Source organism: Bradyrhizobium ottawaense (assembly GCF_900099825.1).
Taxonomy (GTDB): Bacteria; Pseudomonadota; Alphaproteobacteria; order Rhizobiales; family Xanthobacteraceae; genus Bradyrhizobium; species Bradyrhizobium ottawaense_A.
Genome location: NZ_LT629693.1, coordinates 3287750 through 3298984, shown reverse-complemented (window position 1 = coordinate 3298984; position 11235 = coordinate 3287750). Strand labels below are relative to the sequence as shown.

At 62.9% G+C, this 11235-nt stretch carries 10 protein-coding genes; 9 read left to right on the top strand and 1 reads right to left on the bottom strand.

The genetic code is table 11. The features are described 5' to 3' along the window. Positions 1 to 27: 27 nt before the first annotated feature. The gene (locus BLR13_RS15490; RefSeq protein ID WP_074822352.1) at positions 28 to 1023 is read right to left on the bottom strand and encodes a TRAP transporter substrate-binding protein; all 996 of its coding nucleotides are present in this window, start codon (positions 1021 to 1023) and stop codon (positions 28 to 30) included. A 272-nt stretch (positions 1024 to 1295) separates the two neighbouring features. On the opposite strand from BLR13_RS15490, the gene ugpB reads away from it, so the two are divergent. The 9 genes from ugpB (at position 1296) to hpxZ (ending at position 11235) form a co-directional block, all read left to right on the top strand. Continuing rightward, entirely contained in the window at positions 1296 to 2606 is a 1311-nt protein-coding gene (gene ugpB, locus BLR13_RS15485) for a sn-glycerol-3-phosphate ABC transporter substrate-binding protein UgpB (RefSeq protein ID WP_244525184.1), read from the top strand. A 70-nt stretch (positions 2607 to 2676) separates the two neighbouring features. Next, the gene (locus BLR13_RS15480; RefSeq protein ID WP_074822357.1) at positions 2677 to 3627 is read left to right on the top strand and encodes an aminoglycoside phosphotransferase family protein; all 951 of its coding nucleotides are present in this window, start codon (positions 2677 to 2679) and stop codon (positions 3625 to 3627) included. A 241-nt stretch (positions 3628 to 3868) separates the two neighbouring features. Further along, positions 3869 to 5491 carry an ABC transporter substrate-binding protein gene (locus tag BLR13_RS15475; protein ID WP_074822360.1) on the top strand — a complete coding sequence of 541 codons (1623 nt, stop codon included), beginning with the start codon at positions 3869 to 3871 and terminating at the stop codon, positions 5489 to 5491. Between the two features lie 6 nt (positions 5492 to 5497). Then, a complete protein-coding gene (locus tag BLR13_RS15470; protein ID WP_074822363.1) occupies positions 5498 to 6511 on the top strand; it encodes an ABC transporter permease in 1014 nt (337 codons plus the stop codon). 9 nt (positions 6512 to 6520) lie between these two features. After that, positions 6521 to 7420, top strand: a complete 900-nt coding sequence (locus BLR13_RS15465; RefSeq protein WP_074822365.1) for an ABC transporter permease — start codon at positions 6521 to 6523, stop codon at positions 7418 to 7420. Positions 7421 to 7520: 100 nt separating this feature from the next. Next, positions 7521 to 9236 (top strand): dipeptide ABC transporter ATP-binding protein, encoded by a 1716-nt coding sequence (locus BLR13_RS15460; protein ID WP_074822367.1) that lies wholly within the window; start codon positions 7521 to 7523, stop codon positions 9234 to 9236. 19 nt (positions 9237 to 9255) lie between these two features. After that, entirely contained in the window at positions 9256 to 9438 is a 183-nt protein-coding gene (locus BLR13_RS15455; RefSeq protein WP_074822370.1) for a DUF4089 domain-containing protein, read from the top strand. Positions 9439 to 9466: 28 nt separating this feature from the next. After that, positions 9467 to 10843 carry an AtzE family amidohydrolase gene (locus BLR13_RS15450; RefSeq protein WP_074822373.1) on the top strand — a complete coding sequence of 459 codons (1377 nt, stop codon included), beginning with the start codon at positions 9467 to 9469 and terminating at the stop codon, positions 10841 to 10843. A gap of 2 nt (positions 10844 to 10845) precedes the next feature. Further along, positions 10846 to 11235 (top strand): oxalurate catabolism protein HpxZ, encoded by a 390-nt coding sequence (gene hpxZ, locus BLR13_RS15445; protein ID WP_074822377.1) that lies wholly within the window; start codon positions 10846 to 10848, stop codon positions 11233 to 11235.

Genomic DNA, 11235 nt, shown 5'->3' with positions numbered 1-11235 from the left:
CCGTTCTGTTGCGGCGTCTCGGCCAATTCACTCCACCTTGCGAATGCGTTCGATCAACTCGGCCATCGCGGGGTCGCGCTGTGCCCTGGCATAGATCCCGGACATCGCCGCTTCGAACGGCTTGCGGTCGATATCGGTGATGATCCTGACACCGGCGTCTTCCGCCCGCTTGCGCGAGCGCTCCTCGAGATCCCGCCACTTCTCGCGCATGAAGCGGCTCGATCGCAGCGCCGCTTCACGAAATATCCTCTGGTCTTCAGGTGTCAGGCTCGACCATGCCTTTTGCGACATCACCAGCACTTCGGGGCTCATCGTGTGTTTGGTCAGTGTATAGAAGCCGGCGAACTTGTAGTGATCGGTGGTGATGAAGGAGGGCCAGTTGTTCTCCGCGCCGTCGATCAACTTGGTGGAGAGCCCGATCAGCACCTGCCCATAGGGCAGTTCGACCGGCTCCGCGCCGAGCGCACCGATCATCGCGGACATCTGTTCAGATTGCTGCACCCGCAGTCGCAATCCCTTGAGGTCATCGATCGAACGAATCGGCCGGACGCTGTTGTAGATCGAGCGGGCGCCGGAATCGTAAAATGCGAGCCCTACGAAGCCGTAGGGCTCGAAGCTGTCCAGGATCTCACTGCCGATCGGACCATCCAGCACTTTCTGCAGATGCTCGATCGAGCGAAACAGAAACGGCATCGCCAGCACGTTCATCGACGGCACCATCGTCCCGATCAAGGCGACGTTGGTCCGGTTGAGATCGATCGCGCCGACGCGGGTCTGTTCGAGGGTCTCCTTCTCCTCGCCGAGCTGGTGGGAATGGAACACCTTGATCTGGAGACGGCCGCCGCTGCGTTCCGAGACCAGGCTGCCCATGTAGCCCAGCGCCTGGACGGTCGGATAGTCCTCGTTCTGGGTATCGGCGGCGCGAAATTCACGCGCAAAAACGCCCGTTGAAACGACTGTCAGACACAGCGCGACAACAAGCTTGATGGTCCGCGAAAGGTCAGCGCGGCGGTACACTGGCAACAAATCCCCTTGTTGATGGAGTCTGCGGCGGGACGAAAAGGTTCAACGCGGTTTAGCAGAAATTCCCGCGGGTTGGCTATCAAGGGATAGCCAAGGGATAGTCAAGGCGTCGACCCGGCTACAATCGTGGATTGTGCGCTGCAAAGCTCCGGATGGACGGAAGGCGGATTGAAAGTCGCATTGAAACTGCCGTGCCGGGGATTTAAGAGGACGGCTAAACCAATTCATCGCGGGCAGCGGCGCAGCAGAGTGGTTCATCAGTGAAACTGACCTTGAAATTCTTGCAGCTCACAGCGCTCGCGGCCATCGGGCTGGTGTCGCCCGCGCAAGCCGCCACCGAGATCATGTGGTGGCACGCGATGTCGGGCGAACTCGGCAAGCAGGTCGAGAAGCTGGCGGCCGGTTTCAACGCCTCGCAGTCCGACTACCGGATCGTGCCGGCCTATAAGGGCAACTATACCGAAACGGTGACGGCCTCGATCTTCGCCTTCCGTTCGCGCAGCCAGCCCGCCATCGTTCAGGTCAACGAGATCGCGACCGCGACCATGATGGCGGCGAAGGGGGCGATCTATCCCGTGTTCGAGCTGATGCGCGACCAGTCGGAGCCGTTCTCGCCGGGCGCCTATCTGCCCGCCGTCACCAGCTACTACTCCGACGTCGCCGGCAACATGCTGTCGTTTCCGTTCAATGTTTCGACGCCGATCCTTTATTACAACAAGGATATGTTTCGCGCTGCGGGCCTCGATCCGGAGGCGGCGCCGAAGACCTGGCCCGAGGTCGGCACCGCTGCGAAGCGGCTACGCTCGGCCGGTGCGGTCTGCGGCCTCACCACATCCTGGCCGTCCTGGATCAATGTCGAGAATTTTTCGGCGTTCCACAACCTGCCGCTGGCAACCCGGGCCAACGGCTTCGGCGGGCTCGACGCCGAGCTCACCTTCAACAACCCGCTGGTGGTGCGCCACATTGCGCAACTGGCGGAATGGCAGGCCACGAAAGTGTTCGACTATGGCGGCCGCGGGCAGTCGGCCGAGCCGCGCTTTCAGAAAGGCGAGTGCGGAATCTTCATCGGCTCGTCGGCGACGCGCGCCGACATCAAGGCCAATTCGAAATTCGAGGTCGGCTACGGCATGATGCCGTACTGGCCCGACGTGCAGGGCGCGCCGCAAAACACCATCATCGGCGGCGCCACCCTGTGGGTGTTGCGCGACCGGCCGCGCGCCGAATATGCCGGCGTCGCAAAATTCTTTGCCTATCTTTCGAAGCCGGAAATCCAGGCCGCCTGGCACCAGAACACCGGCTATCTGCCGATCACCCGCGCCGCCTTCGACCTCACCCGCGCACAGGGGTTCTACGACCGCAATCCGGGTGCTGCGATCTCGATCGAGCAGATGACATTGAAGCCACCGACCGACAATTCAAAGGGAATCCGGCTCGGCTCGTTCGTCCTGATCCGCGACGTCATCGACGAGGAGCTGGAGCAGGCCTTCAGTGGCAAACGGTCGGCCCAGGCCGCGCTCGATTTCGCCGTCGAGCGCGGCAACCGCATGCTACGCCAGTTCGAACGCGCCAATCCGGACAGATAGCGTTTTTAAGCGAAGTGGATACCGGTTCGCGTGAAGAAAACGCGTCGAAAATAGTTAGGCCGGGCTCCTGATGCTTCCATTGCCGGATCTACCGAATTTCGAGGCGTTCAAGGCCTGGCGCGCCGACACCTCGCAATGGTTGCTGGTGGCACTCGATATTGCGCATGGCCACGGCCTGCCGACCGCTTCGCCGCACATTTTCTCCACCGGGACCAATCTCGTCATCGGTCTCGGCGATGATGTGATCCTGAAACTTTTTCCGCCCTTGCTGCGCGGCCAGTTTGTTTCGGAGCGCGCATCGCTGGCGCTGCTGCGCGGCCGCCTTGGCATCTCGATCCCCGAAATCGTGTTCGAAGGCGAGCGTGACGGCTGGCCGTATCTCGTCATCACGCGGCTATCCGGCGTCCTCGGTAGGGACGCGTGGCCAGCTTTGCCGGAAGATCAGAAGGAAATTGTTCTCGCCCAGATCGGCGCGACCATCGCGGACGTGCAGCGCGTTCCGGTGGGAGAGCTTTCCCTGATGGAGCCGCGCTGGGACCGGTTCATCGCGGTGCAGATGGCGGGATGCCGTGCGCGCCATGTCCGTCTCGGCTTGCCGCCGAAATTCCTCGATGGGCTGGACGATCTCCTGCGCGAGGTGCCCACGCTGATTCCGCTGGACACGCCGCCGGTGATCCTGACCGGTGAATACATTCCGGAGAATTTCCTGTTGAGCCGCGACGGCGCGAATTGGCGGCTGTCCGGGCTGATCGACTTCGGGGACGTGATGACCGGCTGGGGTGAATACGACTTGCTGGGTCCGAGCGCCTTCATGGCTGCGGGCAAGCCGCGCCGGGTTTTGAGCCTGTTGGAGGGATTCGGTTATTCAGCCGCTTATATCGATGCCACCTTGAAGCGGCGGCTGATGGCGCTGATGCTGCTGCATCGTGCCAGCGATCCGCTCCGCCATATCTGCATCGAGGGCTGGCAGCACCAAGTCGGCGACCTCCGCGAATTGCAGGATCTGGTTTGGCCGGTGTGAGGAGATGCGACGAAACGTCGCTCAATTAATGAGCCAACGAAATAGGCTGTCCATTTTATGAGCAAGCCATTCTCTTTGTATGCAATGTGACGGGCGCGCCGCTTCGCCCCCGGATCGGCTAATCCCGATATCACGTCTAAATATCAATACCTTAACGGTGTCTTAGCAATCCCTTAAGGTTTGGCACGAACCTTGCGATTCCAGCTCCAAAGCCGTTGTCCCTCAGGCGTTGGAGCATCCCATGAAGCGTCGCGATTTCCTCAAATCCGTGTCCGGATTGGCTGCGACCAGCGCGCTCACGTCGGCGCCGGCGATCTGGTCTGCGGCCAAGGCCGACGCCCGGTCGGAGACGCTGCTGATCGTTTCGGAAGGCGGCCCCAACAATCTCGACATCCACGGCGTCGGCACCAACGTGCCCGGCTATGAAGTGTCGTGGAATTGCTACGACCGCCTGATCAGCCACGAGATGAAGGAAGGTCCCGGCGGCGTCCCGTATTACGACCGCGACAAGTTCAAGCCCGAGCTCGCCGAGGACATGAACATCGGCGACATGTCGGTGACCTTCAAGCTGAAGAAGAACGCGAAATTCCACGACGGCACGCCGGTAACGGCCAAGGACGCCAAGTGGTCGCTGGATCGCGCCGTCAGCGTCGGTGGCTTCCCGACCTTCCAGATGAGCGCGGGCTCGCTGACCAAGGCCGAACAGTTCGTCGTCGTCGACGACAACACGATCCGTGTCGACTTTGCCAGGAAAGACAAACTGACGATTCCCGATCTCGCCGTCATCGTGCCCTGCATCGTCAATTCCGAGCTGGTGAAGAAGAACGCGTCCGAGAAGGACCCCTGGGGACTCGAGTTTACAAAACAGCAGACCGCGGGTTCCGGCGCCTACAAGGTGACGAAGTGGACCGCGGGCACCGAAGTCATCATGGAGCGCAACGACGAGTGGGTCGGCGGTCCCTTGCCGAAGATCAAGCGCGTGATCTGGCGCATGGTGCCGCAGGCCGGCAACCGCCGGGCGCTGCTGGAGCGCGGCGACGCCGACATCTCCTATGAATTGCCGAACAAGGATTTCCAGGAACTGAAAGCGGCCGGCAAGCTCAACATCGTGTCGCTGCCGTTCTCCAACGGCATCCAGTATCTCGGCATGAACGTCACCAAGCCGCCGTTCAACAATCCGAAGGTGCGCGAGGCGATAGCTTACGCGGTGCCGTACCAGAAGATCATGGATGTAGTGCTGTTCGGCCTCGCCAATCCGATGTTCGGCGCGCCGGCCAGCAAGGCCACCGAGGTGGCGTGGCCGCAGCCGACCAAGTATTTCACCGACATGGCGAAGGCGAAGGCCTTGCTGACCGAGGCCGGCTATCCCGACGGCTTCGAGACCACGATCTCGTTCGACCTCAACTTCGCCGGGATCAACGAGCCGCTTTGCGTGCTGGTGCAGGAGAGCCTCGCCCAGATCGGCATCAAGACCACGATCAACAAGGTGCCCGGCGCCAACTGGCGCACCGAGCTGAACAAGAAGGAAATGCCGCTCTACACCAACGTGTTCTCGGGCTGGCTCGATTACCCCGAATACTTCTTCTACTGGTGCTATCACGGCAACAATTCCGTCTTCAACACCATGAGCTACAAGTCGCCGGAGATGGACAGACTGATCGACGGCGCGCGCACGGCCGCCGCGGCCGGCGACAAGGCGACCTACGACACCGACGTCAAAGGCATGGTCGATCTCGCCTTCACCGACATCCCGCGGATTCCGCTGTATCAGCCCTTCGTCAACGTCGCGATGCAGAAGAACATCACCGGCTATCAATACTGGTTCCACCGCCGCCTCGATTACCGCGCGCTGGCGAAGGGATAATCCGCCATGCTGACCATGATCGGCAAGCGGCTGCTATTTGCGATCCCGTCGCTGATCGGGGTCGTGATCGTGACCTTTCTGCTGACGCGCGCGTTGCCGGGCGACCCCGCGGCGTATTTCGCGGGTCCAGCGGCGGGCAAGGAAGCGGTCGAGCAGATCCGCAAGAAGCTCGGCCTCGACAAGCCGCTGATCGAACAGTTCTTCCGTTACACCAACGATCTCGCGCATGGCGATTTCGGCAATTCGCTGACCACTGGCCAGCCGGTCGCGACCGAAATCAAAAACCGGCTGCCGGCGTCGGCGGAGCTGACGCTGCTAGGCCTGATCGTTTCGATCGCGATCGCGATCCCACTTGGCGTGCTGGCCGCCAACCGGCCCGGGTCGTGGATCGACCATCTCTGCCGGATCACGACGACGGCCGGCGTGTCGCTGCCGGTGTTCTTTACGGGTTTGGTGCTGGTCTATGTGTTCTATTTCAGGCTCGGATGGTCGCCGGCGCCGCTCGGGCGGCTCGACGTGTTCTACAGCGCGCCGAACGCCGTTACCGGCTTCTATCTGATCGATGCCCTGATCGCGCGCGATTTCGAAACCTTCCGCTCCGCGCTCAGTCAGTTGATCCTGCCGGCGATGACGCTGGCGATCTTCTCGCTGGCGCCGATCGCACGCATGACGCGGGCCTCGATGCTGGCGGTGCTGGCGTCCGACTTCGTCCGCACCGCGCGCGCCAGCGGGCTGTCGCCGGCGACCGTGATCGTCACCTACGCGTTTCGCAATGCCATGCTGCCGGTCATCACCACGCTCAGCATGGTGTTCTCGTTCCTGCTCGGCGCCAACGTGCTGGTGGAGAAGGTGTTCGCCTGGCCCGGGATCGGCTCCTACGCGGTCGAAGCGCTGATCTCGTCGGACTTCGCGCCGGTGCAGGGTTTCGTGCTGACCATGGCGGTCATGTACGTGCTGCTCAATCTGATCATCGACATTCTCTATGGCGTCATCGATCCCAGGGTTCGTCTTGAAGGGTAAGGGGTAAGCATGAGCACCGTTGCGCCTGCCGTTGAACCCGCCGGTCCCGCGCGTACGTCGGGATTTTTGGCGGTCTTCGAACACACCCGCTATGTGCTCGGGGAGAACAAGGTCACAGGCTTTGCATTCGGACTGTTGGTCGTGATTCTGTTTGCGGCGATCTTCGGCCCTTGGGTGGTGCTCTACGATCCGCTCGCCAGCGACACCGTGGCGGCGCTGAAGCCGCCGTCGGCGGCGCACTGGTTCGGCACCGATCAGTTGGGCCGCGATATCTTCAGCCGCGTCATCGTTGCGACCAGGCTCGATACCTTCATCGCGGTGGCGTCGGTGGTGCTGGTGTTCCTGATGGGCGGCCTTGCCGGCATCGCCGCCGGCTATTTCGGCGGCTGGACCGATCGCATTGTCGGCCGGATCGCCGACACCATCATGGCGTTTCCGCTGTTCGTGCTGGCGATGGGCATCGTCGCAGCCCTCGGCAACACCGTGCAGAACATCATCATCGCGACCGCGATCGTCAACTTTCCGCTCTATGCCCGCGTCGCCCGCGCCGAGGCCAATGTCCGGCGCAACGCCGGCTTCGTGCAGGCGGCGCGGCTGTCCGGCAATGGCGAGTTCCGGATTCTGCTGGTCCACATCCTGCCCAACATCATGCCGATCATGATCGTGCAGATGTCACTGACCATGGGCTATGCGATCCTCAATGCCGCCGGTCTGTCGTTCATCGGCCTCGGCGTCCGGCCGCCGACCGCGGAATGGGGCATCATGGTCGCGGAAGGCGCCGGCTTCATGGTGTCGGGTGAATGGTGGATCGCGTTATTCCCGGGCCTGGCGCTGATGATTGCGGTGTTTTGCTTCAATCTGCTTGGCGACGGACTGCGCGACATCGTCGATCCGCAGCGGAGGACCTGATGACAGCCCAGATATGGTGTTATTTTACCTCGGGTCTACTTTGCATGGGGTTGTTTTGCGGTTTTTTGGATGACGGGCTGGTTGGGCGGAGGATTTCGTCATGACCGCGCAGCCGTTGCTCGACGTCAACGACCTCACGGTCGAATTCGCGACCAGGCGCGGCATCGTCAAAGCCGTGCAGCACGTCAATATCTCCGTCTCCAAGGGCGAGACGCTCGGCATCGTCGGCGAATCCGGCTCCGGAAAATCGGTGACGTCCTACGCCGTGATGCGCATTCTCGACCGCGCCGGCAAGATCGCCGAGGGCTCGGTGGTATTTTCAGGCATCGACGTCAAGACTGCGACCGAAGACCAGATGCGCGACCTGCGCGGCCGCGAAATTTCGATGATCTTCCAGAATCCGCGCGCGGCGCTGAATCCGATCCGCAAAGTCGGCGACCAGATCGAGGACGTGCTGCGCCAGCATGTGCAGCAGTCGACGGTGACCGACCGCGGCGAGAAGGCGATCGAGGCGCTGGAACAGGTCAAGATCGCGCGCCCGCGCGAGCGCTACCACGCCTATCCGTTCGAACTCTCCGGCGGCATGTGCCAGCGCGTCGTCATCGCGCTGGCGCTGGCCTGCAATCCGCAGCTCCTGATCGCGGACGAGCCGACCACCGGCCTCGACGTCACCACGCAGAAGGCGGTGATGGACCTGATCGTCGAGCTGACCAAGCGGCGGAACATGTCGACCATCCTGATCACCCACGATCTCGGCCTCGCCGCTGCCTATTGCGACCGCGTCATCGTCATGGAGAAGGGAAGGGTGGTCGAGACCGCGAAGTCATCTGACATCTTCGCCAACCCGGCGCATGCCTATACCAAGAAGCTGATGCGCGCGACGCCGCGGCTCGGCGTCTCCTTGCGCGATCTGCTGCCGGAGGAAGAGGCGGCGGCGCTGCCGACGCTCGCGCCGGCACCGACGCCGGATGCCGCCGCCAAACCGTTGCTGCTGGTCGAGAAGCTGGTGAAGGAATATCCGCGCCAGGGCGCCACCGCCACGCTCGGCAAACTGTTCGGCCGCAGGCCTCCGGTGGAAGCCGAAGTGTTTCGCGCGGTCGACGGCATCAGCTTTTCCGTCGGCCATGGCGAGAGCGTCGGGCTGGTTGGCGAATCCGGCTGCGGCAAATCCACGACGTCGATGATGGTTATGCGGCTGCTGGACCAGACCTCGGGCCGCATCCTGTTCGACGGCGACGAAATCGGCGGGATGCTTCCCAACAGCTTTGCGCGGACGCCGCTGCGCAAGAGCATCCAGATGGTGTTCCAGGATCCGACCGACAGCCTCAACCCGCGCTTTACCGCGGCCCGCGCCATCGCCGATCCGATCATGCAGATGGGCGACATCAAGGGCGGCGACGCGCTACGGACCCGCTGCGAGGAACTCGCCGGCCTGGTCGGCCTGCCGGTCAACCTGCTGGATCGCTTTCCGCATCAATTATCCGGCGGCCAGAAGGCCCGCGTCGGCATCGCGCGCGCCATTGCGCTGCATCCCAAGCTCGTGATCCTCGACGAGCCGACGGCGGCGCTCGACGTTTCCGTGCAGGCCGTGGTGCTCAACCTGCTGCAGGACCTCAAGGCCTCGATGGGGATGAGCTATTTGTTCGTGTCGCACGATCTGAATGTGGTCCGTCTATTGTGCGATCGTGTCATCGTGATGCGGGCGGGACGGATCGTCGAGCAGGGAACGTCCGACCAGGTCTTGGGTAATCCGCAGGATGCCTATACAAAGGAGTTGCTGACGGCGATCCCACATCCGCCGTTGCCGGTGCACTAAGAAGTTGATTGGGAGTGAAATGGCTGCTGACCACCTGGACGACTACATCGACGCCGTTTCGAAGGCGCTGGCGCTGCCGGTCGAAGAGGCCTGGCGACCTGCCGTGCGGGCAAATCTCGAAGTATCGCTGAGGCTGGCGCGGCTGGTCGATGAATTCGCGTTGCCCGATGAAACCGAGCCGGCCTGTGTCTATACAGCCTGACCGCGCCATGACCGTGAATACCGACGGGATGTCAGCCGGGGCGATTGCGCAAGCGGTGGCCGGCCGAAAAGTTTCCGCGCTTGAAGCGACCGAAGCCGCATTGGCGCGGATCGCCAGGCATGACGGCGTGCTGAATTCGTTCACCGACGTCACCGCCGATCGTGCTCGCGCCAAGGCTCGCGCGGTCGATGCGGCGATCGCCGCCGGACAAAAGGTTGGCCCACTCGCAGGCGTGCCGTTCGCGGTGAAGAACCTGTTCGATGTGAAGGGTCTTCCAACCCGCGCCGGATCTAAGATCAATCGTGATCTTGCGCCATCGTCGCGCGACGCCACGCTGATTGAGCGAATGGAGGCGCAGGGCGCGGTGCTGGTCGGCGCGCTCAACATGGGCGAATACGCCTACGACTTCACCGGCGAAAACATTCATGACGGTCCGTCGCGCAATCCGCACGATCCAACCCGGATGAGCGGCGGCTCCTCCGGCGGCTCCGGCAGTTCGGTCGGCGGCGGACTGGTGCCGATTGCGTTGGGCTCCGATACCAACGGCTCGATCCGGGTGCCATCCTCGTTCTGCGGCATCTTCGGCCTGAAGCCGACCTATGGCCGGCTGTCGCGCGCGCGCTCGTTTCCGTTCGTCGCCAGCTTCGATCACCTCGGCCCGTTCGCGCGCAGCACAGGCGATCTCGCGCTGGCCTACGACGCGATGCAGGGGCCGGACGCCGACGATGCCGCCTGCACGACGCGGCCGGTCGAGCCGGTGGCGCCGCTGCTGGCGCAGGATATCTCGGGATTGCGGGTCGCGATCGCCGGCGGCTATTTCCAGAACAACGTTTTCCCCGAGGCGGTGGAAGCCGTGGCGCGCGTGGCGAAAGCGCTGAACGCCACAAGCACGGTCGAAATTCCCGAGGCCGCCCGCGCCCGCGCCGCGGCTTACGTGATCTCCACGACGGAAGGTGCGTCCCTGCATCTCGACCGCCTGCGCCAGCGGCCGAACGATTTCGATCCCGCGGTGCGCGACCGCCTGATCGCCGGCGCCATGGTGCCGGCGCCCCTCGTCGACCGCGCACAGAAATTCCGCCGCTGGTATCGCGCCCGGGTACTGGAGCTGTTCAGGACGGTGGACGTGATTATCGCGCCCGCGACGCCCTGCATTGCGCCGAAACTCGGCCAGGTGATGTTCAATCTCGACGGCGTCGATCTGCCGGTGCGGGCCAATATCGGCATCCACACCCAACCGATTTCGTTCATCGGTCTGCCGGTGGTAGCGGTGCCGGTGCCGCTGCAGCCGATGCCGATCGGGGTCCAGATCATCGCCGCACCGTGGCGCGAAGATGTCGCGCTGCGCGTCGCGCATGCATTGGAAAGAATGGGCGTTGCTGCCGCACCTGCGCCGAGGGGAATTTAGCGATGGATATCGATCTTCCCGACGTGTTGGCCGAGGTCACCGCCCAATTCGAGCGCTATGAAAAGGCGCTGGTATCGAACGACGTCGCGGTGCTCGACGAATTGTTCCGCGACGATTCCCGCACGCTGCGCTATGGCATTGCCGAAAATCTCTATGGTTATGGGGCGATCCGCGGTTTTCGCGCCGCGCGCTCGCCGGTCGGGCTGATGCGCAAAACCGACAAGACCGTGATCTCCACCTATGGCCGCGACTCCGCCGTGGCCTCGACATTGTTCTATCGCGATTCGCTGGCCGGCAAGGTCGGCCGGCAAATGCAGACCTGGGTGCGTTTCCCGGAGGGCTGGAGAATCGTCGCGGCGCATGTCAGCATCATCAACGAACCGGGATCATAG